Origin of the sequence: Maribacter sp. ACAM166 (genome assembly GCF_005771495.1) — a bacterium.
Classification (GTDB): Bacteria; Bacteroidota; Bacteroidia; order Flavobacteriales; family Flavobacteriaceae; genus Maribacter.
The window spans coordinates 79,257-104,591 of the sequence record NZ_VAUW01000003.1; the positions used below are offsets into that span (position 1 = coordinate 79,257).

A 25,335-nucleotide genomic window follows, 5' to 3' on the forward strand; every position below is an offset into this window, starting at 1 on the left:
CAGATTTGAGGTTTACAAAGAATGTATCCAAGGGCTATTAATGCTGCTAGATACACTTCATCATTTTTGAAGATAAAAGACTATGTTTAGTTGTAGAGATTCTGATTTTCTATACTAATCTCTCTCGATTTCCTGAGAGAAGAATGCACCTAGGTAACTAAAAATTATACATAAAAAGAAGTATTTCTTCAATGACCAGTATAGCTGTTATTTTAACTTTTAAGGTGCAAAAGATAGTCAAGTAAAATTAGAATAGGGGTTAAAAACTATAGGTCGCAATAATTGATTAAGTTTTAAAGGGAATTCCCTATTTTTGTTTAGCTAAAAGTACGGATGCCAATTATGAGTCAAAAAGTTTTACTCTCTTCCAAGGAAATCAACATCATCTTGCATCGATTGGCTTGTCAGCTGCTTGAAAATCATTTAACATTTGAAAATACAGTTCTTATAGGTATTCAACCTCGCGGGAAGTTTGTTGCACAAAGATTAACTAAAATATTAAAGGAAGAATACAAGGTAAATCATATAGACCTAGGGTTCTTGGACATTACCTTTTTCAGAGATGATTTTAGAAGAGGTGATAAAACTTTAGAAGCCACTAAAACCAATATTGATTTCTTAGTCGAAGATAAGAACGTAGTTTTGATAGACGATGTCTTATATACTGGTAGAAGTATTAATGCAGCTTTAACGGCATTACAGTCTTTTGGTAGACCTAAAGATGTAGAGTTATTATGTCTAATCGATCGTAGATTTAGTAGGCATTTGCCAATTCAACCTAATTATAGGGGTAGACAGGTAGATGCTATTAATGAAGAAAAAGTAAAGGTAATGTGGGAGGAAAATGACGGAGAGGATATCATATATTTAGTAAATAGATAACAAAATGAGCGAACTGAGTGTCAAACACTTATTGGGAATCAAATATCTTAAGGAATCCGATATTCAGCTTATTTTTGAAACTGCCGATCATTTTAAGGAAGTAATTAACCGATCGATAAAAAAGGTTCCTTCGCTTCGCGATATAACAATAGCGAATATCTTTTTTGAAAATAGTACACGTACTAAACTGTCCTTTGAACTGGCAGAGAAAAGATTGTCTGCCGATGTTCTCAATTTTTCAGCTAGTCAGTCTTCGGTAAAAAAAGGAGAAACTCTTATAGATACCGTAAACAATATTCTATCTATGAAAGTAGATATGGTAGTGATGCGTCACCCTAACCCAGGGGCTGGTATATTTCTTTCAAAACATGTAGAAGCTTCTATTGTGAATGCAGGTGATGGTGCGCATGAACATCCTACACAGGCCTTATTGGACTCTTATTCCATTCGGGAGAAGTTAGGTGATGTCGCTGGAAAAAACGTAGTTATTGTTGGGGATATACTTCATTCTAGAGTAGCATTGTCCAATATTTTTGCCTTAAAATTACAAGGAGCAAACGTTAAGGTGTGTGGTCCTAAAACTTTATTACCTAAATACATAGATTCTTTAGGGGTGGGCGTGGAGACCAATTTGAGAAAAGCTTTGGAATGGTGTGATGTTGCCAATATGTTACGTATTCAGAATGAAAGGTTGGACATCAGTTATTTCCCAACAACACGAGAATACACCCAACAGTTTGGAGTCAATAAAAAGCTATTGGATAGTTTGGATAAAGAGGTAGTGATTATGCACCCGGGCCCAATTAATAGAGGTGTCGAAATTACTAGCGATGTTGCCGATTCAAAACAATCTATAATTTTGAACCAAGTTGAAAACGGTGTTGCCATACGTATGGCCGTTATTTATTTATTGGCATCTAAAATAAAATGATATGATTTTTAATAAAGAAGCATCGTTGATTGTAATTTCTCAGGAAAAAATTTCTATTGATGTCTTTTTACAAAATTTAGAAAAGGATTATTCCAAATTAAAAAATGATAATCTGGTCATAGATTTATTGAGTTTTACAAAACTTACTCCGTACAACGTAATTTCGTTTTTAGAAATGGCCAAAAAACATAGAGAAAATGGTAAATCATTTTTATTGGTTTCTGAGAAGGTTTCATACGATGATGTGCCACAAGAAATCAATTTAGTTCCCACACTTCAAGAAGCACGAGATGTTGTTGAAATGGAGGATATAGAACGCGATTTGGGTTTATAATTTAATTAGATTAAAGAACGAATAGAAATTTATTATCACCACTATTTATGCGCCTTACCATATTAGGCTGTTATGCGGCAACCCCAAGAACATTCACGAACCCTACCGCTCAAATTCTTGAAATCAACAATCATATTATTCTTATTGATTGTGGTGAAGGTACTCAAGTAGAGTTACGAAGGCATAAGATTAAATTCTCAAGAATAAATCATATTTTCATATCTCACCTTCATGGAGATCATTTTTTTGGGCTTCCAGGGTTAGTGTCCACAATGCGACTTTTAGGAAGAGAAAAAGAATTACATATCTATGGACCAAAGGGGATAAAGGAAGCCATAACGCTACTTTTAAAATTAGGTGATTCTTGGACCAATTATCCGTTACTATTTCATGAGTTAACATCTAAGGAGCCAGAACTTATTTTTGAGGATAAAAATATTTCTATTACCACCATACCGCTCTATCATAGAATTTATACCAATGGCTTTTTGTTTAGGGAGAAGGTTGGTAAACGAAAATTGAATATTGAAGCAGTTGAAAACTATAAAATAGACAAAGCCTATTTTCAGAATATAAAAAATGGAAAAGATATTGTTCTTGATAATGGAAATACAATTGCTAATAACGAGTTGACCCTTGATCCCCCAACACCAAAGTCATATGCTTTTTGTAGTGATACGGTTTACAATCCAGAAATAGCGGTTCAAATAAATGGGGTTGATGTACTCTACCATGAATCTACTTTTTTGGAATCAGAAGCACTTTTAGCTGCCAAGACCAAACATACTACAGCAATGCAGGCTGCTAAAATTGCTAAATCTGCCAACGTAAAAAACTTAATTCTAGGGCATTATTCAACAAGGTATAAATCAATAACGCTTTTTAAGGATGAGGCATCTACAGTATTTTCAAATGTACATCTTGCGGATGACGGCCGCACTTTTGATTTTTAACTTTTAATCAGATTAAATAGTACTAATCTTCCTTTCTTTTTAGAACTTTGTTTATCTTGTTTTTAAGTTGAAAATGATGCAGAAAGATTTAAGTGATTACCGAAAATCATACGAGAAAAGCGCCTTAATGGAGGATAGTATTTCAGACAATCCTATACAGCTCTTTCAAACATGGTTTTATGAAGTAGAGCAATCAGATGGTGTTGATGAACCTAATGCTATGACAATCTCTACTGTGGGTCTAGATGGTTTTCCAAAAAGTAGGGTGGTGCTACTTAAAAAATATACCCATGAAGGTTTCATCTTTTACACGAACTACAATAGTGAAAAGGGCAAGGCTATAAGAGAAAACTCTAAAGTTTGTATTTCATTTTTTTGGTCAAATTTAGAGCGGCAAATTATAATAAAAGGAAACGCAGAGAAATTAGCCGAAAATCTTTCTGATGGATATTTTGAATCACGCCCAGATGGTAGTAAGCTAGGCGCTTTGGTATCTAACCAGAGTTCAGTAATTGATTCTCGAATAGTATTGGAAAATAAACTTATCCAACTTGAAAATGAATATAGAAATAAAGAGATAGAGAGACCAGAACATTGGGGCGGTTATCTTGTAAGACCTGTTTCTATGGAGTTTTGGCAGGGTAGACCAAATAGGTTGCATGATCGCATACGCTATACGTTGTCAGATGATTTTGATTGGAAAATGGAACGGTTGGCGCCTTAAAAATAAGTAGGTTTAAATGAAGAATTTATATTTAATGCGACACGGCAAGTCATCATGGGAACTCAATGCAAGTGATCAAGATAGACCTCTTGAGCAAAGAGGGATTTCTGATGCTCATTTAGTGGGGGTTGAACTCACAAGAAAAAACTTAGTTATAGATAAAGTTTTTTCTAGTCCAGCTAACAGGGCTTTACATACATGTATGATTTGTTTGAGGGAAATAGAATACCCATTAAAAAACTGTACAATAGTCTCAGAATTATACGATTTTTCAGGTGAGAAGGTTATTGATTTTATAAAAAATACCGATGATGGGTTGGATAATATCCTCATATTTGGACATAATCACGCATTCACTTTTATAGCAAATGCAATGGGAGACAAACATATTGAGAATGTTCCCACAAGTGGGTTTGTGCAATTACAGTTCAAAGAGAATTCATGGTCCCGTGTTACTAAGGGCACAACAATACAAACTATTTTCCCTAAGCAATTGAAGGCATGGTAAAAAATAATAATCAGTACGTAAATAGAGAAATTAGTTGGTTGTGGTTCAACGAACGAGTATTACAAGAAAGTGCCGATAAGAACGTACCATTAATTGAAAGGCTTCGATTTTTAGGAATATTTTCTAATAATTTAGATGAGTTCTTTAAAGTACGATACGCAACTGTAAAACGTATTGTCGAAGCCGGTAAAAATGGGAAGAGTGTTTTAGGAGGGGAGAAAGCCAAAGACCTTCTAGAGGAGATTACTAAAATTGTTATTGAACAACAGACCAAAAGTTTAGTAATCTTAAAACAAATAGGACGTGAACTTGAGGGCAAGAATATTTTTATTTTAAAGGAAACCGAACTAAACGAGGGTCAGAAAGAATTTGTGAAAGACTATTTCTTAAAAGAGGTCAGTCCACAATTAATGACCATTATATTAAGTGAGCTTACGCGGTTCCCAACGTTGAAAGATACTGCTGCCTACTTAGCAGTAAAAATGGTCATTAAGAGCGATAATAGTAAAAAGGAAAAACGGTATGCTTTAATTGAGATTCCAAAAGGAATTGATCGTTTTGTAGTATTGCCTGATGAGGGAGATAAGAGCTTTATCATTATTTTAGATGATATGATTCGGTATTGTTTAGATAATATTTTTACAATGTTTGAATATGAGTCGATTACAGCTCATATGATTAAAATTACGAGGGATGCCGAACTCGATATGGATAATAATGACCTGAGTAAGAGTTTTATTGAAAAGATATCTTCAAGCGTTGAGCATAGAAAGATAAGTGATCCAGTCCGTTTTGTTTATGATAAAAATATTGCGAAGGATACGCTGACATTTCTAAAGGATAAAATGAATATTGAAGATACGGATAGTGTAATACCAGGAGGTAGGTACCATAACCGTAGAGATTATATGGGCTTTCCTAGTTTGGGTAGAAAGGATTTGTTATATGAAAAAATCACCCCATTACCCGTACAGGGCCTAAGCATAGAAGGAAGTATTTTGGAAAGTATTGCCAAAAAAGATTATTTACAGTATACACCGTACCATACCTTCTCTTATATATTAAAGTTTTTACGAGAAGCAGCACTAGACCCAAAGGTTCGTTCAATTAAGATTACCGTCTATAGATTGGCAAGCAATTCTCAAGTAGCTGCCTCTTTGATTAATGCGGTCAAAAATGGAAAACAAGTAACTGTTCAGATAGAACTTCAAGCTCGTTTCGATGAACAGGCGAATATTGAATATGCTGAACAGCTACAAGCAGAGGGTGTTAAATTGATTTTTGGTGTTCCAGGTCTTAAGGTGCATAGTAAAATTTGTTTGATTGAACGGGAAGAAGGAGATATAATAAAGCGCTACGGATTTATTAGTACAGGAAACTTCAATGAATCTACTGCAAGAATCTATACGGATTATACGTTATTTACAGCTCATGATCCAATTTTAAAGGAGCTGAACAAGGTATTTGACTTTTTTGAAACTACGTATAAAATCAACAAGTATAAGCATCTTATTGTTTCACCGCATTATACAAAGAATGCGTTCCAGAAGTTGATTGATATTGAAATTGCAAATGCCATATTAGGGAAAGAGGCCTACATCAAAATTAAGATGAATAGTTTCACTTCATACAAGATGGTAGATAAGCTTTATGAGGCCAGTAGGGCAGGTGTAAAGATTCAATTGATTATAAGGGGTATATGTTGTTTGGTTCCAGGTGTTAAGGGAATGAGTGAGAATATAGAAGCGATAAGTGTAATAGATAAGTTCTTGGAACATACCAGATTATTTGCATTTGCAAATGGAGGCAATCCTATTGTGTATATATCTTCTGCTGATTGGATGACTAGGAACTTAGATTTTAGGGTAGAGGTAGGATGTCCAATCTATGATGAAGATATAAAAAAGGAATTGATGGATACTTTCGAAATTTGTTGGGAGGATAATATGAAAGCTCGAATTTTCACAGATAAACAAGACAATGCATATCGCAAAACCAATCTACCAAAGTTGAGGTCACAATTTGCAACGTATGATTATTATGCCAAAAACTTAAAAAAGGAGTGATTTAAGCGTTAACCATGAATGGATTCTTTCGTGCCTAAATCTTTCATGATTTTGGCTTCGTATTCCAAGAGACTATTCCATTTTTCGTTAACGTCCTCTATATCTCCGTATTTACGGGCAAATCGTAAGAACATGGTATAATGACCAGCTTCGCTTATCATTAACTTATGATAAAAGTCGCCTAATTTTCTGTCTTCCAATTCTTCCGATAGTAATCTGAAACGTTCACAGCTGCGGGCTTCAATTAGGCCAGCATATAACAATCTATGAACTAACTGAGTAGTTCGGCTCCCTCCTTTTGGAAAGAATTTAAGTAGTTCAATTACATATTCATCTTTTCGATCTCTACCTAAAGTATTGCCACGCTTTAAAATAAGGTCATGTACCATTTTAAAATGACCCATTTCTTCTCGTGATAAACTAACCATTTCATCAACAAGTTCAGTATATTCAGGAAAGGATACAATTAGTGAAATAGCGGTACTGGCAGCTTTTTGCTCGCAGTAAGCATGATCGGTCAATATCTCGTCAATATTCTTTTCTACTATATTTACCCATCTTGGGTCAGTAGGTAGTTTTAGCCCCAGCATATTATTCTTTTGTTCAAAATTAGAAAGATTTTACAGACTTCACCAATATAATTAACCAGCTTGTCAACTAACTAGTTAATAATATTTATTTTTGAAGTAAAGTCACTTTTAATTTATAAAATGCACAATCAAAAGGAGATTCAAAATATCTTAGTAAAACATGGTCCGCCTGAAAGTTTGGTGTGGTTAAATGAAAAAATCGCAAAGTTGACGAAAAGCAAATCTTCGAAAGATTTGTTTATGACGTATAGCCTATTAAATGTGAAGTTTGATGCTACTAAGTCCGTTTCATTTGAGAATGAAGACAATGTTAATGCAAATTATTTCAGGACTCATAAAGCAAATTTGCTTCAGATAGCACGTATTTATCTTTTGTCGGCTGTGCTTGAACAGGATCAGGAATTCTATGCGCCAAAGGTTGCGAATATTATACAGGTTGCAGACACAGGAGAGTTAGAAACATTTTTAAAATACTTGGTTTTATTGCCAAATCCAGAGCAGTACAAGCAAACTGCTGTAGAGGCACTGCGCACCAATATTGGTATTATTTTTGACGCTATATCGTTGAATAATCCTTATCCGGCAAAATACTTTGACGACCAACAGTGGAATCAAATGTATTTAAAGGCGGCTTTTATGGAACGTGATCTCTCTCAAATAGAATTTGTAGATAAACGTGCAAACGCAGACTTGACTAGAATTATATCCGATTATGCACATGAGCGCTGGGCGGCTACAAGAAAAATTGACCCGTTATTTTGGCGACCAGTTTCGAAGTTTTTAAATAATCATCTTTTAAAAGATATGACTAGGCTCCTTAATAGCGATGATGCCATAGAGCAAAAGGCAGGAGCTTTATGCTGTTATTATTCGGGAAATGATACAGCGATTGAATTGCTAAATAACTATCCGGAAATGAAGCAAGATGTGAGTTCAAATAAAATTAGTTGGAATACGCTTAAACAATAAAAGTATGGATGATAAAATGATGATTATTGACCCACATGTTCACATGACGTCAAGAACAACGGATGATTATGAAGCAATGGCTGCGGCAGGTGTCGTTGCAATTATAGAGCCTTCATTTTGGATGGGGCAACCTCGAACCCAGGTTGGCTCGTTTCAAGATTACTTCAGTAGCCTTGTAGGTTGGGAACCATTTAGAGCTAGTCAATTCGGTATTAAACATTATTGTACTATCGGGCTAAATTCTAAAGAAGCAAATAACGAGGCACTTGCCGAGCAGGTAATTGAATTGTTACCGTTGTATTTACATAAAGAAAATGTAGTAGCTATAGGTGAAATTGGTTATGACGACCAAACACCTGCTGAAGACAAGTTTTTTAGAATGCAATTAGAAATGGCTAAAGAGTTAGGAATGACCGTACAGGTGCATACTCCGCACCGTGATAAAAAGGCGGGTACTATTAAAAGTATGGAGGTATGCCTGGAACATGGCCTAGATCCTTCAAATGTGATTATTGACCATAATAACGAAGAAACTGTTAAAGATGTATTGGACCGTGGTTTTATCGCAGCCTTTACAATTTACCCTAAAACAAAAATGGGCAATGAACGAATGGTTGAGGTCGTAAAAAAATATGGCAGTTCGAATATTATAGTGGATAGCTCTGCCGATTGGGGTGTTAGTGATCCTTTGGCAGTGCCCAAAACCGCATCGTTAATGTTGAAAAGGGGTATCGATAAGGAAGATGTTAGAAAAACCTGCTATCAAAATGCATTAGATGCCTTTAGTAAGAATGGTAAAATGAAGGAAGCACATTGGTTGCAACCCGATAGTATCAATCAATCGCAACTATTTAACGATAACAGTGTACTAAGAGGACAGATGCCAAGAATCGACGAGGATCAAATCACCTAGAATGAAAGAGAAGCTTTTAGGTTTTGCGCATTTGGCAAGACCTGCAAATTTACCAACTGCTGCTGCAGATATTTTGGCGGGTATTGCAATTGGTCTTTTTTTTGAAAACATTGCTGCCATTGCTTTTTTAAAAGAAAACCTTCTTAGTGTTTTATCATTAATATTTTCATCCGTTTTTCTATATGCCGGAGGTGTTGTTTTTAATGACGTTTTTGATGCCAAGTTGGATGCTGTTGAACGTCCAGAAAGAGCTATACCGAGTGGCTTGATACCCATACGTCAAGCTGTTTGTTTTGGTATCTTTTTGATGGTAATTGGGGTTGTATTGGCATTTAACTGCAATTTAGTAGCAGGAGGGATTTCTATTGTGTTGACCATCGCCATAGTGCTGTATGATGCCTATTTTAAGCAATTTAGATTTTTAGGCCCTTTAAATATGGGTATCTGCCGTGGATTGAATCTTTTATTAGGTATGTCAATAGTAGCAGTACTATCCAATTGGTGTATTTCACTTGTGCCCGTGGTTTATATTTTTGCAATCACTTTAATCAGTAGGGGTGAGGTTCACGGAAATAATAAAAAACACATTGTATGGGCTGGTATATTATATGCTATAGTTATAACGACAATGGCGCTTATAGTAGTACTACACACAGATAATGAATTGGTTTTAGTGCCGTTTTTAATCTTATTTGGAATTCTGATTTTTCGACCATTGTTTACGGCTTATAGGGAGAATTCACCGAAGAATATTAAAAAAGCAGTTATTTCGGGTGTATTGTCACTTGTAGTTATGAACGCCTGCTGGGTGGCTGGTTTTTTAAATTGGCAATTAGCGCTAGCGGTTTTATTGTTATTACCTTTATCTATGATTTTGTCTAAATTATTTGCTGTAACCTAAGAATTGATATGCAATTACCATCTATAAAACAGTCCTTTAAAGTTCAATACGAATATCAATTATATTTTACAGCAGGACTTTTCAATCTAGAAAATCCGTTATTTGAAAAACTTATAGCGGACTATAAAGAGTTTGAACCGGTTAAGTTATTATTCGTTATTGATGATGGGGTTAAAAATTATCATCCTAATTTAATTTCTCAGATAAAAGCTTATTGCAATAGCAATTCCGAAACGCTAAAGCTTACTGAATCAATGGTTGTTTCGGGAGGGGAACAAGCTAAAAATAGCAATGCTTCGATTGAATTGGTTTTAAAAGGAATCAATGAAAACAAAATTTGCCGTCATTCTTTCGTCGTAGTGATTGGTGGTGGAGCGATTATCGATATGGTTGGCTATGCTGCAGCTATAGCGCATAGAGGAGTTAAATTAATACGTATACCAACGACGGTTCTTTCTCAAAATGATTCTGCCGTTGGTGTTAAGAATAGTGTGAACGCTTTTAAAAAAAAGAACTTTTTAGGAACCTTTGCTCCGCCTTATGCAATTATAAACGATACTGATTTTTTAGAAACCTTAGAGCAACGCGATTGGATTTCTGGTGTTGCCGAGGCTATTAAAGTTGCGTTAATAAAGGATAAACTATTTTTTCAATACATCGCTGACCATGCCAGTGCCTTAAAGAAAAGGGAGATGGAACCTATGCAATATGTGATTTATAAATGTGCAGAAATGCATATGCATCATATTGCACAAGGGGGTGACCCATTTGAATCGGGTTCCTCTAGGCCTTTAGATTTTGGTCATTGGGCTGCCCATAAAATGGAATTCATGACCAATTATTCCATGCGTCATGGTGAAGCGGTAGCGAAAGGAATTGCTCTTGATGTAACATACGCTCAATTAATTGGATTAATTACTGAAGCTGATTTACAACATATTTTAGATGTAATGATTACCGTTGGTTTTGATCTTTCTCTTCCTGTGGACACAACGAGTGAAATTGAATCATTGTTAAATGGAATAGAAGAGTTTAGAGAGCACTTAGGTGGACAATTGACTATTACGTTAATTTCTGGTTTAGGCACCAAACATGACGTGCATACCATCGATATAAAGCTTATGGCGCAAGCAATTAAGAAGTTGAATCAACAATTGACTTTAAACTAAATACATGCTAGTAAAAAAGGACCTTCACTTAACATATTGCACCAATATTCATCCTGGTCAAGATTGGAAAAGTACCTTTGAGAGTATTCAAAAACATGTTCCTGGTATCAAAAAAGAAGTTTCTGACGCTGAATCTTTTGGTCTAGGGCTGCGATTATCTAATAAAGCCAGTGAGGAACTTGATAATGGCACTAATATGGCCAATTTTCAAGAATGGTTAGTCAAAAACGATGTGTATGTTTTTACTATGAACGGATTTCCTTATGGTAATTTTCATGATGAACGGGTAAAGGATATGGTTCATGCTCCAGATTGGACTACAAATGAGCGATGTATATATACAAAACGGTTGTTTAAGCAACTTTCAGAACTATTGCCAAAAGGAATAAATGGCGGTATATCAACAGCGCCAATCACATATAAATATTGGCACAAGAGCGAAGATGAAACCGTAAAGGCATTTGAAACTGGTGCCAAGAATATGCTTGAAGTAGCCAACTATTTGTTTGAATTGGAAAAAATAACCGGCAAGTATATGCATTTGGATATTGAACCAGAACCTGACGGACTTTTGGAGAATAGTGATGAAGTACTGCACTTTTTCACAGAATACCTATTGCCAATAGGTATTCCCTTTTTTAAGTCGGAGTTAGGTTTAAACCAACTGCAAGCCGAAGCGCTCATAAAAAAGTATATCACTGTCTGTTATGATATTTGTCATTTCTCATTAGCTTTTGAGGAGCCAAGTGATACCTTTTCAAAGTTTAAGGAGCATAATATTAGTATTGGAAAAATACAAGTAAGTGCAGCATTAAAAATAATATTCGATGGTAGGGACGATGAATCGGTTTGGCAAGAACTTTCCAAATTCAATGAACCCACTTACCTTCACCAGGTAACAGAAAAAATAGGCGATACTGTAAAAACGTACAGTGACCTTCCTGTAATTTTAGAAAAGAAAGGAGCTCATAAAGAATTACGTGCGCACTATCACGTTCCTCTATTTCTGGAGAAGTATGGCGCATTGTTTTCCACTCAAGATCATATTCTAAAGACATTAAATTATATAAAAGACAATCCTGTTTCTGAACATTTAGAAATAGAAACTTATACTTGGGATGTACTTCCATCAGATTTAAAACAAGATTTGTCAGAATCCATTGTTAGGGAAATTCAATGGCTAAAAACACGCTTATAATATGAAGAAGACTGTTGTCATTAATGTAGTTGGATTAACGAAACGATTGATAGGTGAATATACTCCATTCATAAAATCGTTTTTAGAAAAAGGTAAGGCATCATATATAACCCCTGTTTTACCTTCGGTGACTTGTGCCGTACAATCCACTTATGTAACAGGAAAGTGGCCTTCAGAACATGGTGTTGTTGGTAATGGATGGTATATTAAAGATGATTGTGAAATTAAATTCTGGAAGCAGTCCAATAACCTTGTGCAGCAACCAAAAATTTGGGATGATTTAAAAGAAAAATATCCAAATTTCACCTGTGCCAATCACTTTTGGTGGTATAATATGTATTCTAATGTAGATTATAGTATTACACCGAGGCCAAATTATTTAGCAGATGGTAGAAAAATCCCAGATATTTATACGTATCCAGCCAAGCTTAGGGATGATATGCAAGAAGCGCTAGGAACCTTTCCATTATTTGAATTTTGGGGCCCAAAGACGACAATAAATTCTTCGAAATGGATTGCAGATGCAGCAGTTTTGACAGATAAAAAACATAACCCGGATCTTACATTAATTTACTTGCCACATTTAGATTACAATTTGCAGCGGTATGGCCTTGACTTTGATATCATTTCTAAAGATCTCTTGGAAATTGATGAGGTTGTAAAACAATTGGTAACCCATTACGAAGCTTTAGATACGCGTGTTATACTCATTTCTGAATACGGAATTACAAATGTAAATAGACCAATTCACCTCAATAGAGTATTACGAAAAGAGGGGTATATTGCTATTAGAGAGGAGCGAGGGTTAGAGCTTTTAGATGCAGGAGCTAGTGATGCTTTTGCGGTTGCTGATCATCAAATTGCCCACGTATATTGTAAGAATTCTAAAGATATTGATAAGCTTGTTAAGCAAATAAAGCAGATTGAAGGCGTAGAAAAAGTACTTTTTGGTGAAGAATTAGTTAAGCATAAGATTGAACATGAACGGTGTGGAGATATTGTTGTTGTAGCCGATAAAGATTCATGGTTCACATATTACTTTTGGTTAGATGATGCCAAAGCTCCAGATTATGCCAGAATGGTTGATATTCATAAGAAACCAGGGTACGATCCTGTTGAAATGTTGACAGACCCGAAAGATAAACTGGTTATGGCCAAAGTGGTAGGGAAATTACTAAAGAAGAAACTTGGGTTTAGAACTGTAATGGATATCATTCCAATAGATGCAAATCTTATAAAAGGTTCACACGGCCGTTTAAACGAAAATTTAGATGACTACCCTCTTTTAATCAGTAATTATAATGATGGAATTGGGAAGGAAGCAATTGATGCAGTTGAAGTGCGAGAAATTATTGAGAATCACTTATTAAACTAAATTCAAAATGAAGGTAGTATTTAAAGTACTCGGATATCTATTTGCCTTATTATTCTTCATTGGTGCAGCCTTGCAATATAATGATCCAGATGCAATACTTTGGGTGATTATCTACACTATAGCGGCATTGGTTTCAGTAGGCTTTGCATTAAATAAAATTAGATATTATTTACCTATGGTTATTGGGGTAATTGCCTTTATTAATTTTTTGTATTTATATCCTAGGAATTTTCAAGGATTTGATTTGAATGATGGAGATGTCGTAATAGTAGAACTAGGTAGAGAGGCATTTGGCCTTTTAATTATTTCCGTGGTACTATTAGTTTTTGCTTTTAGATTAAAACGAAAACTATAGATCTAAATCAAACTCTGTTCTCAGCAAATCGATAACTGGATATTTTTCACGTAGCTTTTGATATTTTTCCTCTGGTGTAAAAGCAAATTTTTTGGCAGTTTCTTCATTCACACTAATTTCTAATTGAATAAAGTGATTGTTCAATTTGGAGCGTAGATACTCTATAAGTTCATATTGTTCGCGCTCAATTTCCTTTTTCATAGTTCCGTTAGGAAGTTCTATATGAATCGTAAATTCATCCTTTAACTTCGGAATATCTGTATTTAAATTTGAAGCCAGAATCTTTTGTCCCATTTTATCTATACGTTCAACAAATTCAGCCCAATGTTTGCGTAATTCCTCTTCTGAAAATGCGCTTTTCGGTAAGTTGTTTTCATCTACAACTACCTCGATTTTATTTAGCTCATGTTGCTTTTTTGCATTAAGGCTAGAAATTGACAATCCTGATACACGTTTGTTTGGAAGGTTTATGTTGATTTTCTTTGACTCCGTTTCAGATGTAGCGGTATTCAGTTTTTCAGTACCATTAGGAGTGCTTTCAATTTTCGTTTCCTCTTGCCTTGCGGTTACAGGTTGTGGATTGGTTTCTTCCTCTTTTTTAATAGCTACAGAAGTATTCTCGGCAGCTATTTTTACCGCTGCTTTAGATGTAGGTTCTTTCTGTTGAACTATTTCAGGTATTGGAGAGGGAATATCCTTTTCTTCAATCTTTGCAGAAGTATTCTGGGGAGTAGTCTTTTCGGTTTGTTTAATTGGTCGTTTTTGAACCTGCTGATAAAAAGCTGCAGGGGCAATAAAATCTATTGTTTTATTGTGAAGTGCTACGGATTCAGGTTTTTTTTTTCTCCATCAAAATCGATAGAGGCAAGTTTCATCAAGGTAAGTTCTACCAACAGCCGCTGGTTTCTACTTGTTTTATATTTTAGGTCGCAGTCATTTGCAATATCTAAACCCCGCAAAAGAAAGGAGGCAGAAGTGATTTTACTTTGGTCTCTATATAATTGCTGTGCCGCTTCACCTACTTCTAATAAAGTTATAGTATCAGGATGTTGGCATACCATTAGGTCTCTAAAATGTGATGCGAGTCCCGAAATGAAATGGTGTCCGTCAAAACCTAGAGATAACGTATTATTAAAAAGCAAAAGAAGGTTTGGTATGTTGTGCTCTAAAATTAAATCGGTAGCTTCAAAATACGTATCGTAGTCTAAAACATTAAGGTTTTCGGTAACTGCTTTACGAGTAAGTTCCGACCCAGAAAAACTGACGACTCTGTCAAAAATAGATAGGGCATCGCGCATAGCACCATCCGCTTTTTGGGCAATGATATGTAATGCATCTTCTTCAGCATTTATACCTTGATTTTCTGCAATGTATTTTAAGTATTCTGCAGAATCCTTAACGGTTATTCTCTTGAAATCAAATATTTGACATCTAGAAAGTATTGTTGGTATTATTTTATGCTTTTCGGTGGTCGCCAAAATAAAGATGGCATGCTTAGGTGGCTCTTCCAACGTCTTTAAAAAAGCATTGAAAGCAGATAGAGACAACATGTGCACCTCATCTATAATATATACCTTGTATTTACCTACTTGTGGAGGTATACGTACTTGATCTATTAAATTTCGTATATCATCAACAGAGTTGTTAGATGCAGCATCAAGTTCAAAAATATTGAATGCAAAATCTTCATCTGTACGTTCAGTTCCATCAGAATTTATCTGTTTTGCTAAAATACGTGCGCAGGTTGTTTTGCCAACACCTCTTGGTCCACAGAATAATAACGCTTGAGCCAAATGGTTTTGGTCAATGGCATTTTGTAACGTATTGGTAATGGCTTGTTGGCCCACGACATCCTTAAAGGTCTGAGGTCTATACTTACGTGCCGATACTATAAATGGTTCCAAAATACTACGATGATTTAATCTAACACAAATATAAATATAGCGGTTAATTCTAAAGAGAATTAAAAATAGAGATCATCCTTAGTTATCAACAATTACAGTACATTTGCGCAAGCAGGCCACCTTATCGCGGATTCTCCCGATGCTTCGGGTAGAATACGAGGAAAGTCCGGACACCATAGTGCAGTATAGCGGGTAACGCCCGTCCGCTGAAAAGTGAGGACAAGTGCAACAGAAAGCAAGTACAGTTCGGCTGTAGTGAAACCAGGTAAACTCTATACGGTGAAACGTCATGTAAATCGATGTTTAAGGGCTGCACGCTCAAGTCGAAGGGTAGGCGGTTCGAGCCTTGGGGCAACCTTTGGCCTAGATAAATGATAAGGCATTTCTGAACTAGTTTCAGAATATACAGAATCCGGCTTATGGCCTGCTTTTTTTGATTTTAATTAGGAGTTATCTTTGAAGAAACTGAATACACTACCTCCATATTTTCGAGAGTTATTATAAAAAGGGAGGTGCTCTAAACTGGTTCGATTAGAATGTTCAATAATTAAGACACCATCCTCTAAAAGAAGTTTTTTTTCAAAAACCAATTCCGGTAGTTTTTCAAAATCGGAAAGTTCCATGTCATAAAATGGATCCCCGAATATGATATCGAATTGCTCGGTATTACGTTGTAAAAATGTAAAAACCTCACTCTTTAGGGTTCGAATACTCATGTCTAAAAGGCCAGCAGTCTTGTCTATGAAATCTATGCAACCGGCATGAGCATCTATTGCGAGGATATCATCTACGCCTCTAGATGCAAATTCATAACTAATATTTCCAGTGCCGGCAAAAAGGTCTAGAACTTTTAAATCTGGAAAATAATAGCCGTTATTTAGAATATTAAACAAACTCTCTTTGGCCATATCTTTTGTAGGCCTTACAGGTAATTTCTGAGGAGCGATTAAATTACGACCTTTGTGTTTTCCTGAAATTATGCGCATTATAAGGTGTTGATAAGTGTGAAGTCTATTGAACTAGAAGCTGGCTCTCCCATCTTAATCAATTGCAATGATGAAGGTGCAAAGATACGTATATGCTGAATATAAGAATAGCATAATTGAAAGATAGGGTCATCTTCCTCGATAGCTCCAAACAATTTTACAATTGCTATTTTTGGATCTAAATCTAGTTGCTCCAAAACAAACAATAAGTAGTAGGCAAAATCCTCTTTGGTGGTATAGGTAAAGCTATTGTAAAGTAATAATTTACGTTGATTAAGAACGGTAATGTCTAGCTGATTTTTATTTACATGAACATAACAGATGGTTTCTCGGTCTTGGGTTTCATTGTTCATTAAAGACTGTAAAAGTACAGTGCCATTATGCATATAAGTGAATTCTCCAAAAAGGTTGTAGATGTAATTGTTTATGTTCATGTAGGGGACATAGACATTCACTAAGTCATGATTTTCAACTTCATCAAACGATAATACGTCTGTGGCTAAAACTTTGGTGTTGAATTTAAGATACTCTAGTAAGTGCTCTGCGTTAAAAAGGGATTTGGGAACAAGGCCAAAAAGGGTGTTTCTGTGCACTGCTACAACCTCGTCAAATTCCATATGAGTAATTTGATGTTTTTGGAAGAGTTTCTCCAATTCATCTTTTACAATCATTGGATTTTTTTCTTCTGAAAATTCTATAGTATCAGAAATAAGTAATTTTTGTGAAACAGTATCTGCCACACAAAAAGAAAGTCCATTCAAGCTAACTTGAATGGACAATTTCTTAAAATTTTTATCCGCTATATCTAAACGGTTATTGATCGTTTTTTTTGTCATAAACAGCAGGCCAGTTACCTGTAGTACTTACTTCGTCTAAAGAACCTATATAAATTGATGGTCCATTAACCTCTTCTACACTTAAAGCGGCTTTTTCACGAGATAATAAATCTTTTGGTTGGTCATAAAGTATCACTTCCTTATCTACCTTAACTTGGAAAACAGGGGCTCTATAACCACTCTTTTCAACAAAGGCTGCTTTCATCGTGAATTTTTCACCATTAGCAGCAGTAGGTACATCCATCAAATTTTTATAACGCGTATCTTTTTTGAAAAGTGAATCTTTAATAGAAACAAACCCTAATGTATCAATGATTTTAACTTCTTTCAATAAATCGATACCATACGCTTTATCAAACTCCATAAAAGAAGAATCTCTTTGTTGAGTGATTACATAGTTTGCCGTATCGATAAAACTAATTAGACTATTAAAGTCATTTGCGTAGTTACCATTCACCGTTTTATAGGCATCTTGAGAATTTCTAATGTCTTTTAATTTGGCTACAACTTGAGCATAGCGCTCTTGTTTAACTTCGTTGAATTTAATTGGTCCCGTAATGGAATTATAAATTAGGTATCCTAAAGCGATACACCCAACCCAAAGTACAATTTGTATAATGGTCTTCATTTCGTATGTGTTATTTTAATTTAGTGGTCTTCACAAATCTACAATTTTTTTTTAATGGTAAAAGTTTTTGACCGAAAAATCATCTTTATCTTTGAGGGCTCATGAAATCAACAACTCCCGCATCTTTCTATAGTTTACTGGAAACTAAATTTCCATACACACCAACTGCCACACAATCAGTAGCTTTACAAAAACTAGCAGAGTTTACACTGTCAACCGAAAAGGACGAAGTTTTTTTATTAAAAGGCTATGCCGGTACTGGAAAAACTACTTTAATTGGTACTTTGGTGAATAGTCTTTGGAAGGTTCAAAAGAAAGCTGTTCTAATGGCACCGACAGGTAGAGCGGCAAAAGTGATGTCAAACTATGCAAAGACACAAGCGTTTACCATTCACCGAAAAATTTATTTTCCAAAGAAACAAGGTGGTGGCGGTGTACAGTTTGTACTTGCACCGAATAAACATAAAGACACCTTATTTATTGTAGATGAGGCTTCAATGATACCCGATGTGGCGGCCGATTCTAAACTTTTTGAAAATGGTTCATTGTTAGATGATTTAATGATGTTCGTATACTCTGGGCACAAATGCAAATTGTTGTTGATAGGTGATACAGCGCAGCTACCTCCAGTACATTTAGAATTAAGTCCGGCATTAGATGCTGATAAACTTTCTTTGAACTATAATAAAGAAGTCATACGTTTAGAATTGGATGAAGTGGTGCGGCAAGCTGGTGATTCTGGAATCTTGGCTAATGCAACGTTATTAAGGGAACAATTACAGGGTGATTTTTATGATGATTTCAAATTTGATGTAAACCCCTTTACCGACATTGTTAGATTAATTGATGGAAATGAGATTCAAGAAGCTATAGACAGTTCTTATTCAGAAAATGGTAAGGAAGAAACGGCATTTATTGTAAGATCAAATAAAAGAGCAAATCTTTATAACCAGAATATAAGGGAGCGAATTTTATTCTTGGAAAATGATTTGGCAGTAGGTGATTATATGATGGTGGTAAAGAATAATTATTTTTGGATAAAGCCAACTACAGAAGCTGGTTTTATAGCAAATGGTGACATTATTGAAATATTGGAAATTTATGATATAAAGGAAATCTACACGTTTAAATTTGCCGAAGTAAAGGTAAAAATGGTAGACTACCCAAACATGGCGCCGTTTGAAACGGTTTTATTGTTGGATACCATTACGGCAGTATCCCCGTCACTTTCCTACGAAGATGGAAATAGACTCTATCAAGAGGTCATGAAAGATTTTGCACATGAGACATCTAAGTATAAAAAGTTTTTAGGTGTAAAGAACAATAAATATTTTAACGGATTACAGGTGAAATTTTCCTATGCCATAACATGTCATAAATCGCAAGGCGGACAATGGGACACCGTGTTTGTAGAACAACCTTATCTTCCAAATGGAATAGATAAGGAGTATTTACGTTGGCTATATACTGCTGTGACTAGAGCAAAAAATAAATTGTACCTCATAGGATTCAAAGACGATTTTTTTGTTGATTAATAAAAGATTATTTTAGTGATTATGGACAAAGGATGATAACTTTATCCATCGAAATTATAACATGGCAACAGAGACGATTTTAAGTATATTTTTAGGTGTAGGACTTGCTGCTTCAGTTGGTTTCAGAGTGTTTTTACCATTGTTCGCTCTGAGTTTGGCATCTTATTTTGGTGTCTGGGAATTGAATGAAAATTGGCAGTGGATAGGAGGTTTAGTCGCCGTATTGACCTTGGGGGTAGCAACGCTTCTGGAAATTTTCGCTTATTTCATTCCTTGGTTCGATAATTTATTGGATAGTATATCAATACCTTTAGCAGCAATGGCAGGTACCGCCGTTATGGTTTCAACAGTAACAGATTTAGATCCAGTCATAACTTGGTCATTGGCAATTATAGCTGGTGGTGGTACAGCCACTGCAATAAAATCGGCAGGGGCAACTGGTAGATTGGCATCTACGGCCACTACGGGCGGATTGGCAAATCCGGTTCTAGCAACTGTTGAAACAGGTACCGCAATAGTGGTTACTGCAGCATCAATTTTTGCGCCTATTCTTGCAGCCGTACTTGTTATAATAATTCTGGTAATAATTTTTAGGATATATAGAAGTTTCCGACCAAGGTCCAAAACATAAAATAATTTAAGTTGAAGATAATAGCAATGATTCCTGCTCGGTATGCAGCATCAAGATTTCCGGCAAAACTAATGAAAGATTTGGTCGGTAAACCGGTAATTGTTAGAACGTACCAAGCAGCAGTAAAGACTAAATTGTTTGATGAGGTATATGTAGTTACTGATAGTGACGTAATTTATGATACAATAGTTAAGGAAGGTGGTTTGGCCATAATGAGCAAAAAGCAACATGATTGCGGTAGTGATCGTATTGCTGAAGCGGTAATGCAAATGGACGTTGATATAATCGTGAACGTACAGGGTGATGAACCTTTTACGGACCGGGAAAGTCTAGAGGGAGTAATAAAAGTATTTGAAGATGACGTTCACAAAGAAATTGATTTAGCCTCTTTAATGGTGAAAATTACTGATGAAGAAGAAATAAATAACCCAAATACGGTTAAAGTAATCGTTGATAATAGGAATTTTGCATTGTACTTCTCAAGATCTCCTATTCCATACCCAAGGGCGAAAGACTCAAACACAACCTATTTTAAGCATAAAGGAATTTATGCATTCAGAAAAAGGGCCTTGATGGATTTTCAACGTTTGCCAATGTTGCCTTTGGAAGCCACTGAGAAAATAGAAGCCATTCGCTATTTGGAATATGGTAAGAAGATAAAAATGGTAGAAACCAACGTTCAAGGTATTGAAATAGATACACCAGATGATTTAAAGAAAGCGCAAGCAGCATGGAAATAAATTTTGATGGAATACGTGTTATCGGTTTTGATGCTGATGATACATTATGGGTAAATGAAACCTATTTTAGGGAAGCAGAAGATAAGTTTGCAGCTTTATTAGATAAATATGAAACCAAAAACAAGATAGATCAAGAGCTTTTTAAGACCGAAATACGAAATTTAGACTTGTATGGTTACGGCATAAAAGGTTTTATATTATCAATGATTGAATGTGCCTTGGAACTTTCAAATAACCAAGTTTCTCAGAAAACATTGGTAGCGTGTTTGAACCTTGGAAAAGAAATGATATTACAACCAGTAGAATTATTAAATGGGGTAGTAGAGGTCTTGAAAGAGTTGAAAGACAGGTATAGATTAATTGTTTTGACTAAAGGAGATTTGCTAGATCAAGAACGTAAAATAGAACGTTCTGGGCTCTCTGAATATTTTCATCATGTAGAAGTATTAAGTGATAAAAAGGAGAAGAATTATAGCGATTTACTTGAGCATTTACAGGTTTCACCAAGTGAATTTTTAATGATAGGAAATTCTTTAAAATCAGATGTATTACCATTGGTGGAAATAGGAGCACGTGCGGTGCATGTACCTTTCCACACCACATGGCAACATGAAGAGGTGTTAGAACCTGAAGAAAATAAAGGATATATGACAATTTCTACGTTGACTGATATTCTTGAATACGTATAATTACAATGGAGGTTAAAAAAGAAATAGCATTGAAGAACATACCTACTAAAGCTTCCGAACAATATCGAAATTTCCCTATGGTACCAAGAGTAGTCTATGGGAAAGGAAGTTTTGATCAGCTTGGCGATATTTTGATGCCGAAAAGGAAACATTCAGAAGCTCCTATGATTTACTTGGTTGATGATGTTTTTGAAGGGACGGACTTAATTAATAGAATTCCAAGTATTTTCTGTGATCAAATTATTCTAATCTCGGCCGAGGAGGAGCCGAAAACTGAACAAGTAGATACTTTGGTTAAAATGATACTAGAGAAATATAGTGAACTACCTTCAGGAGTTATAGGCATTGGTGGTGGCACCCTATTGGATTTAGCTAAAGCGATTGCTATTATGTTAACCAATAAAGGGGATGCAGCACAATACCAAGGTTGGGATTTGGTTAATAATCGGTCTGTTTATCATGTTGGTATACCAACTATTAGTGGTACTGGTGCAGAGGTCTCTAGAACTACAGTTTTAATGGGTCCAGAAAAAAAATTAGGAATCAATTCAGATTACACCACTTTTGATCAGGTGCTATTGGATCCGGATTTGACTAAAGGAGTGCCAAAAGTTCAGTGGTTTTATACTGGTATGGACTGTTTTATTCATTGTATAGAATCTCTTAACGGAACATTTTTAAATGCTTTTAGTAAAAGTTATGGTGAGAAATCATTAGAGCTCTGTAAAGAAGTTTTTTTAGAAAATAATTCAGAAACGGATAATAGGGAGAAATTAATGATGGCATCTTGGCATGGGGGTATGAGCATAGCCTATTCACAAGTTGGTGTAGCACATGCCATGAGTTATGGTTTGGGATTTGTTTTAGGCGTAAAGCATGGTATAGGTAATTGTTTAGTCTTTCAACATCTTGAAGAATTTTATCCAGAAGGTGTTTCATTGTTTAATAAGATGCTAGATAAACATAACATAGTTTTGCCAACTGAGGTTTGTTCCCGTTTGTCGGTATCTGAAATGGATATTATGATTTCGGTAGCCATTGGAATGGTACCATTATGGGAAAATGCTTTGGGTGAACATTGGAAATCGGTTATTACGCCTGAAAAATTAAAATCGATTTATAAAAAAATATAATTTCAAAAACACTGTTCGTTCTAGCTGAGTCGAGAACTTACTTTGTTTGTAAAATAGTTCGATGCAACAGTTCGCAAAATTCATTTATTTTAAACTTTTAGGATGGAAGCTTAATGGAGAGTTTCCAGGTGACTTGAAAAAATTCGTCATTATTGTAGTGCCTCATACCAGTTGGTGGGATTTTCTATTAGGACTGCTAATCAGAGAGGTTTGGAATCAACAAATCAACTATATTGGAAAGAAAAGCCTTTTCGATTCGCCCGTAGGATGGTTCTTTAAATGGACAGGAGGTGCCCCTATAGATCGTTCGAAAATAAGTGATACCGTAAAAGCAACTGCACAGATATTTGAAGAAAGAGAAATATTCAGGTTGTCATTATCACCAGAGGGTACTCGAAAAAAAGTGGAGAAATGGAAAACGGGATTCTATTTTATCGCCAAAACTGCAAATGTACCAATCGTACTTGTGGCTTTTGATTATGGTAAAAAGGAAATCAAGGTTTCAGAACCTTATTATACTCAAAAAAATCAAGAAGCTGATTTTAAAAAGTACCATGCTTTTTTTGATGGGGTGGTTGGTAAACATCAATAGGAGGTAAAGATTTCTTCAATCTTGAAAATTCTAATTCCATTTAAACTCTACTCGTTTCTTAAAAATTGATAAACAACACTTTTTTTTAACACTTATAATAAAACCTATTTGATATCTACTCGTAAATAAGACGAATAGGGTTGGTCAAGTAGCATTTTAAGATGAACGCTTTTATTCTCAAAAGAGTTATTAAAAAATAGGTTTTATAGGTTGTTTATAATTGGGAAAAGGTCCGCTTTTGGGAAGCGGACCTTTTTATTTTTAAATAATAAAATGAATATTTATTCACTCCTCCATAGAATGATAAACATTCTGAACATCATCATTATGTATTTAGTTATTTGATTTATAACAATTTATGAATTGAATAAATAAAATTAGTTCGTTATTTGTTCGATTATGGTAGATGAATTTTAAAAGTAGAATTGACTTAGGCGTTTTGTAAAGAGCGATTGAGTGCTTAATTTAAGGTAAAATCCTTAAAAAATCTGATGCTAAGATTCAAGAGCCTATCCCTTTTCGATTTCAGGTGACTTTTTCCGGACAGGGACAGTTGGCTTTCCCACCTTGCCGATAAGAAGTGGGGCTATGTGTTCAAGTGCCGTAAATGCGGTCACGGCAAATATTATACCGGTGGCATGCCCTATTCACGTGAGTGTACTTCTTGCCGCTATGACGAATCCCCGGCCGCGGGTGCCCTTTTCCATAAGGTTAAGTTCGACCTGTACAAGGCGTTCTATATAGTGTAATTGGTATCGACCAACAAAAGGACATTAGCTCCACCGAGCTTGCCCGCAAGTTCTCCCTTTGGCAGAAGACCTGTTGGGCATTCAAGCGCAAGGTTATGAAGGCGATGAAAAGTCCGGGCGACCATCCCATAACCGGCACGGCGGCAGTGTACGATACGGTCTTTGGCGGACAGGAAGAAGGTGTCAGGGGCAGGAAGAACGAGAGCAAAAAATTGGTGGTAATCGGCATCGAGAAAAAGAAAAAGGGCGTTTAATCTTTGATAGAGTGTCTCTATCGACTTCTCTTGACATATTCAGGTGTAAAACTTTCTACACACTATTTGCATACAAGCATATCTGCAACATTTTTAAAAATAGGTTAATCTTGCAGAGTTCAATTCTTATAACCAACTATATGTATATTGTTGATTAGAATGTTTAACTGAACTGATAATCATCATTGCTTAAATACATTAGAAAACGGAGCTTTCGGGAAAACAACCAAAACAATGAGATATTTAATCGTTTTGTTGCCCCTGTTAGGACTTATTTGCTGCAAAGATAGTCAAGAGTCGAAAATGGAACCCCTTGACAATATTTCCGTTATAGAACAAGCACATACAAGTAAACCACATCCCGGAAAAATAATCATGGAGCAGGAATGTTATAGCTGCCATGATCCAGCAGCCTCGATGACCAATAGGATCGCCCCACCGATGGAGGCCATCAAAAGGCACTACATCGATTCCAGCATAACGAAAAAAGAATTTACGGAAGCTTTGATTCTGTGGGTCAACGATCCGGAGACGGAAAAGAAAATGCCCGGTGCCCATAAAAACTTTGGCCCTATGCCGTACATGCCCAATCCAGATGAGGCCATTGCTTTGATCGCTGAATACATATACGACTACGAGCTTGAACGGCCTGACTGGTTTGAAGCGCACTTTCAAGAGGCACATAAAAAAGGAATGGGCGTATGTAAATGTTTTGAACTTCAAGAACCAAAAACGGACTAAGTCGATACCGGCTATGTCTATGCCCATAATGCTATGGCAAGCCTAATGA

At 35.6% G+C, this 25,335-nt stretch carries 26 protein-coding genes, 1 other RNA gene and 1 pseudogene; 23 read left to right on the forward strand and 5 right to left on the reverse strand.

Annotation, left to right across the window (positions count from 1 at the left end; all coding sequences use genetic code 11):
- The first annotated feature begins 342 nt into the window (after positions 1-342).
- From pyrR to ppk1, 7 genes are all read left to right on the forward strand, one after another.
- Complete coding sequence (gene pyrR / locus ES765_RS03070) at positions 343-882, forward strand: bifunctional pyr operon transcriptional regulator/uracil phosphoribosyltransferase PyrR (protein WP_138111130.1); 540 nt, start codon at positions 343-345, stop codon at positions 880-882.
- 4 nt (positions 883-886) lie between these two features.
- Positions 887-1,813, forward strand: a complete 927-nt coding sequence (locus ES765_RS03075) for an aspartate carbamoyltransferase catalytic subunit (protein WP_138111131.1) — start codon at positions 887-889, stop codon at positions 1,811-1,813.
- A 1-nt stretch (position 1,814) separates the two neighbouring features.
- Positions 1,815-2,147: a ribonuclease Z gene (locus tag ES765_RS03080; protein ID WP_138111132.1), complete on the forward strand. Its 333-nt coding sequence runs from the start codon at positions 1,815-1,817 to the stop codon at positions 2,145-2,147.
- Between the two features lie 47 nt (positions 2,148-2,194).
- On the forward strand, positions 2,195-3,100 hold the full coding sequence (locus ES765_RS03085; protein ID WP_138111133.1) for a ribonuclease Z: 906 nt from the start codon (positions 2,195-2,197) through the stop codon (positions 3,098-3,100).
- 76 nt (positions 3,101-3,176) lie between these two features.
- On the forward strand, positions 3,177-3,824 hold the full coding sequence (gene pdxH / locus ES765_RS03090) for a pyridoxamine 5'-phosphate oxidase (protein ID WP_138111391.1): 648 nt from the start codon (positions 3,177-3,179) through the stop codon (positions 3,822-3,824).
- 16 nt (positions 3,825-3,840) lie between these two features.
- Positions 3,841-4,332 carry a SixA phosphatase family protein gene (locus tag ES765_RS03095; protein WP_138111134.1) on the forward strand — a complete coding sequence of 164 codons (492 nt, stop codon included), beginning with the start codon at positions 3,841-3,843 and terminating at the stop codon, positions 4,330-4,332.
- The gene (ppk1, locus tag ES765_RS03100) at positions 4,326-6,398 is read left to right on the forward strand and encodes a polyphosphate kinase 1 (RefSeq protein ID WP_138111135.1); all 2,073 of its coding nucleotides are present in this window, start codon (positions 4,326-4,328) and stop codon (positions 6,396-6,398) included. Before ES765_RS03095 ends, ppk1 begins: the two co-directional genes overlap by 7 nt.
- Before the next feature lie 8 nt (positions 6,399-6,406).
- Here ppk1 and ES765_RS03105 read toward each other — a convergent pair whose 3' ends face one another.
- Positions 6,407-6,988 carry a tRNA-(ms[2]io[6]A)-hydroxylase gene (locus ES765_RS03105; protein ID WP_138111136.1) on the reverse strand — a complete coding sequence of 194 codons (582 nt, stop codon included), beginning with the start codon at positions 6,986-6,988 and terminating at the stop codon, positions 6,407-6,409.
- 120 nt (positions 6,989-7,108) lie between these two features.
- Between ES765_RS03105 and ES765_RS03110 the strand changes: the two genes are divergently transcribed.
- The 7 genes from ES765_RS03110 to ES765_RS03140 are packed head-to-tail and all read left to right on the forward strand — an operon-like array spanning position 7,109 to position 13,868.
- Positions 7,109-7,957 carry an EboA domain-containing protein gene (locus ES765_RS03110; RefSeq protein WP_138111137.1) on the forward strand — a complete coding sequence of 283 codons (849 nt, stop codon included), beginning with the start codon at positions 7,109-7,111 and terminating at the stop codon, positions 7,955-7,957.
- A gap of 4 nt (positions 7,958-7,961) precedes the next feature.
- Positions 7,962-8,870, forward strand: a complete 909-nt coding sequence (locus tag ES765_RS03115) for a TatD family hydrolase (RefSeq protein WP_138111138.1) — start codon at positions 7,962-7,964, stop codon at positions 8,868-8,870.
- A 1-nt stretch (position 8,871) separates the two neighbouring features.
- Complete coding sequence (gene eboC / locus ES765_RS03120; RefSeq protein WP_138111139.1) at positions 8,872-9,771, forward strand: UbiA-like protein EboC; 900 nt, start codon at positions 8,872-8,874, stop codon at positions 9,769-9,771.
- An 8-nt stretch (positions 9,772-9,779) separates the two neighbouring features.
- The gene (locus ES765_RS03125; RefSeq protein WP_138111140.1) at positions 9,780-10,940 is read left to right on the forward strand and encodes a 3-dehydroquinate synthase; all 1,161 of its coding nucleotides are present in this window, start codon (positions 9,780-9,782) and stop codon (positions 10,938-10,940) included.
- A 4-nt stretch (positions 10,941-10,944) separates the two neighbouring features.
- A complete protein-coding gene (eboE, locus tag ES765_RS03130) occupies positions 10,945-12,138 on the forward strand; it encodes a metabolite traffic protein EboE (RefSeq protein WP_138111141.1) in 1,194 nt (397 codons plus the stop codon).
- A 1-nt stretch (position 12,139) separates the two neighbouring features.
- On the forward strand, positions 12,140-13,513 hold the full coding sequence (locus tag ES765_RS03135; RefSeq protein ID WP_138111142.1) for an alkaline phosphatase family protein: 1,374 nt from the start codon (positions 12,140-12,142) through the stop codon (positions 13,511-13,513).
- Between the two features lie 7 nt (positions 13,514-13,520).
- Positions 13,521-13,868, forward strand: a complete 348-nt coding sequence (locus tag ES765_RS03140; protein WP_138111143.1) for a transmembrane 220 family protein — start codon at positions 13,521-13,523, stop codon at positions 13,866-13,868.
- Here ES765_RS03140 and ES765_RS22225 read toward each other — a convergent pair.
- Positions 13,863-15,772 (reverse strand): annotated as a pseudogene (locus ES765_RS22225) (DNA polymerase III subunit gamma/tau). The gene ES765_RS03140 and the pseudogene ES765_RS22225 sit on opposite strands and share 6 nt — an antisense overlap.
- Before the next feature lie 108 nt (positions 15,773-15,880).
- On the opposite strand from ES765_RS22225, the gene rnpB reads away from it, so the two are divergent.
- An RNA gene (gene rnpB / locus ES765_RS03160) (RNase P RNA component class A) lies at positions 15,881-16,207 on the forward strand.
- Between the two features lie 8 nt (positions 16,208-16,215).
- Here rnpB and ES765_RS03165 read toward each other — a convergent pair.
- Genes ES765_RS03165 through ES765_RS03175 form a run of 3 tightly spaced genes read right to left on the reverse strand, consistent with a single transcriptional unit; the run spans position 16,216 to position 18,222 of the window.
- The gene (locus ES765_RS03165) at positions 16,216-16,758 is read right to left on the reverse strand and encodes an RsmD family RNA methyltransferase (RefSeq protein WP_138111147.1); all 543 of its coding nucleotides are present in this window, start codon (positions 16,756-16,758) and stop codon (positions 16,216-16,218) included.
- Positions 16,758-17,594 carry a DUF3822 family protein gene (locus ES765_RS03170; protein WP_138111148.1) on the reverse strand — a complete coding sequence of 279 codons (837 nt, stop codon included), beginning with the start codon at positions 17,592-17,594 and terminating at the stop codon, positions 16,758-16,760. Before ES765_RS03170 ends, ES765_RS03165 begins: the two co-directional genes overlap by 1 nt.
- On the reverse strand, positions 17,572-18,222 hold the full coding sequence (locus tag ES765_RS03175) for a hypothetical protein (protein ID WP_138111149.1): 651 nt from the start codon (positions 18,220-18,222) through the stop codon (positions 17,572-17,574). The genes ES765_RS03170 and ES765_RS03175 overlap by 23 nt, the downstream gene beginning before the upstream one ends.
- A 101-nt stretch (positions 18,223-18,323) precedes the next feature.
- On the opposite strand from ES765_RS03175, the gene ES765_RS03180 reads away from it, so the two are divergent.
- The 8 genes from ES765_RS03180 to ES765_RS03210 all read left to right on the forward strand — a co-directional run bounded on the left by ES765_RS03180 (position 18,324) and on the right by ES765_RS03210 (position 25,286).
- Positions 18,324-19,757 (forward strand): ATP-dependent RecD-like DNA helicase, encoded by a 1,434-nt coding sequence (locus ES765_RS03180; RefSeq protein ID WP_138111150.1) that lies wholly within the window; start codon positions 18,324-18,326, stop codon positions 19,755-19,757.
- Positions 19,758-19,818: 61 nt separating this feature from the next.
- Positions 19,819-20,388, forward strand: a complete 570-nt coding sequence (locus ES765_RS03185; RefSeq protein ID WP_138111151.1) for a DUF4126 domain-containing protein — start codon at positions 19,819-19,821, stop codon at positions 20,386-20,388.
- A gap of 26 nt (positions 20,389-20,414) precedes the next feature.
- Positions 20,415-21,128: a 3-deoxy-manno-octulosonate cytidylyltransferase gene (gene kdsB, locus ES765_RS03190; RefSeq protein ID WP_171017222.1), complete on the forward strand. Its 714-nt coding sequence runs from the start codon at positions 20,415-20,417 to the stop codon at positions 21,126-21,128.
- Positions 21,119-21,817: an HAD family hydrolase gene (locus ES765_RS03195; RefSeq protein WP_138111153.1), complete on the forward strand. Its 699-nt coding sequence runs from the start codon at positions 21,119-21,121 to the stop codon at positions 21,815-21,817. The genes kdsB and ES765_RS03195 overlap by 10 nt, the downstream gene beginning before the upstream one ends.
- 5 nt (positions 21,818-21,822) lie before the next feature.
- Positions 21,823-22,950 carry an iron-containing alcohol dehydrogenase family protein gene (locus ES765_RS03200; protein WP_138111154.1) on the forward strand — a complete coding sequence of 376 codons (1,128 nt, stop codon included), beginning with the start codon at positions 21,823-21,825 and terminating at the stop codon, positions 22,948-22,950.
- Positions 22,951-23,011: 61 nt separating this feature from the next.
- Positions 23,012-23,542, forward strand: coding sequence for a 1-acyl-sn-glycerol-3-phosphate acyltransferase (locus tag ES765_RS03205; protein ID WP_138111155.1), 531 nt, complete (start codon positions 23,012-23,014; stop codon positions 23,540-23,542).
- 844 nt (positions 23,543-24,386) lie between these two features.
- Positions 24,387-24,545, forward strand: a complete 159-nt coding sequence (locus ES765_RS21620; protein WP_171017211.1) for a hypothetical protein — start codon at positions 24,387-24,389, stop codon at positions 24,543-24,545.
- Positions 24,546-24,779: 234 nt separating this feature from the next.
- Positions 24,780-25,286, forward strand: coding sequence for a hypothetical protein (locus ES765_RS03210; RefSeq protein ID WP_138111156.1), 507 nt, complete (start codon positions 24,780-24,782; stop codon positions 25,284-25,286).
- Positions 25,287-25,335: the final 49 nt, after the last annotated feature.

Excerpts from the sequence above, each read along its gene's own strand:
- pyrR (WP_138111130.1), top strand. The coding sequence starts at position 343 with ATGAGTCAAAAAGTTTTACTCTCTTCCAAGGAAATCAACATCATCTTG.
- ES765_RS03075 (WP_138111131.1), top strand. The coding sequence starts at position 887 with ATGAGCGAACTGAGTGTCAAACACTTATTGGGAATCAAATATCTTAAG.
- ES765_RS03080 (WP_138111132.1), top strand. The coding sequence starts at position 1,815 with ATGATTTTTAATAAAGAAGCATCGTTGATTGTAATTTCTCAGGAAAAA.
- ES765_RS03085 (WP_138111133.1), top strand. The coding sequence starts at position 2,195 with ATGCGCCTTACCATATTAGGCTGTTATGCGGCAACCCCAAGAACATTC.
- pdxH (WP_138111391.1), top strand. The coding sequence starts at position 3,177 with ATGCAGAAAGATTTAAGTGATTACCGAAAATCATACGAGAAAAGCGCC.
- ES765_RS03095 (WP_138111134.1), top strand. The coding sequence starts at position 3,841 with ATGAAGAATTTATATTTAATGCGACACGGCAAGTCATCATGGGAACTC.
- ppk1 (WP_138111135.1), top strand. The coding sequence starts at position 4,326 with ATGGTAAAAAATAATAATCAGTACGTAAATAGAGAAATTAGTTGGTTG.
- ES765_RS03105 (WP_138111136.1), bottom strand. The coding sequence starts at position 6,988 with ATGCTGGGGCTAAAACTACCTACTGACCCAAGATGGGTAAATATAGTA.
- ES765_RS03110 (WP_138111137.1), top strand. The coding sequence starts at position 7,109 with ATGCACAATCAAAAGGAGATTCAAAATATCTTAGTAAAACATGGTCCG.
- ES765_RS03115 (WP_138111138.1), top strand. The coding sequence starts at position 7,962 with ATGGATGATAAAATGATGATTATTGACCCACATGTTCACATGACGTCA.
- eboC (WP_138111139.1), top strand. The coding sequence starts at position 8,872 with ATGAAAGAGAAGCTTTTAGGTTTTGCGCATTTGGCAAGACCTGCAAAT.
- ES765_RS03125 (WP_138111140.1), top strand. The coding sequence starts at position 9,780 with ATGCAATTACCATCTATAAAACAGTCCTTTAAAGTTCAATACGAATAT.
- eboE (WP_138111141.1), top strand. The coding sequence starts at position 10,945 with ATGCTAGTAAAAAAGGACCTTCACTTAACATATTGCACCAATATTCAT.
- ES765_RS03135 (WP_138111142.1), top strand. The coding sequence starts at position 12,140 with ATGAAGAAGACTGTTGTCATTAATGTAGTTGGATTAACGAAACGATTG.
- ES765_RS03140 (WP_138111143.1), top strand. The coding sequence starts at position 13,521 with ATGAAGGTAGTATTTAAAGTACTCGGATATCTATTTGCCTTATTATTC.
- ES765_RS03165 (WP_138111147.1), bottom strand. The coding sequence starts at position 16,758 with ATGCGCATAATTTCAGGAAAACACAAAGGTCGTAATTTAATCGCTCCT.
- ES765_RS03170 (WP_138111148.1), bottom strand. The coding sequence starts at position 17,594 with ATGACAAAAAAAACGATCAATAACCGTTTAGATATAGCGGATAAAAAT.
- ES765_RS03175 (WP_138111149.1), bottom strand. The coding sequence starts at position 18,222 with ATGAAGACCATTATACAAATTGTACTTTGGGTTGGGTGTATCGCTTTA.
- ES765_RS03180 (WP_138111150.1), top strand. The coding sequence starts at position 18,324 with ATGAAATCAACAACTCCCGCATCTTTCTATAGTTTACTGGAAACTAAA.
- ES765_RS03185 (WP_138111151.1), top strand. The coding sequence starts at position 19,819 with ATGGCAACAGAGACGATTTTAAGTATATTTTTAGGTGTAGGACTTGCT.
- kdsB (WP_171017222.1), top strand. The coding sequence starts at position 20,415 with ATGATTCCTGCTCGGTATGCAGCATCAAGATTTCCGGCAAAACTAATG.
- ES765_RS03195 (WP_138111153.1), top strand. The coding sequence starts at position 21,119 with ATGGAAATAAATTTTGATGGAATACGTGTTATCGGTTTTGATGCTGAT.
- ES765_RS03200 (WP_138111154.1), top strand. The coding sequence starts at position 21,823 with ATGGAGGTTAAAAAAGAAATAGCATTGAAGAACATACCTACTAAAGCT.
- ES765_RS03205 (WP_138111155.1), top strand. The coding sequence starts at position 23,012 with ATGCAACAGTTCGCAAAATTCATTTATTTTAAACTTTTAGGATGGAAG.
- ES765_RS21620 (WP_171017211.1), top strand. The coding sequence starts at position 24,387 with ATGAAGGCGATGAAAAGTCCGGGCGACCATCCCATAACCGGCACGGCG.
- ES765_RS03210 (WP_138111156.1), top strand. The coding sequence starts at position 24,780 with ATGAGATATTTAATCGTTTTGTTGCCCCTGTTAGGACTTATTTGCTGC.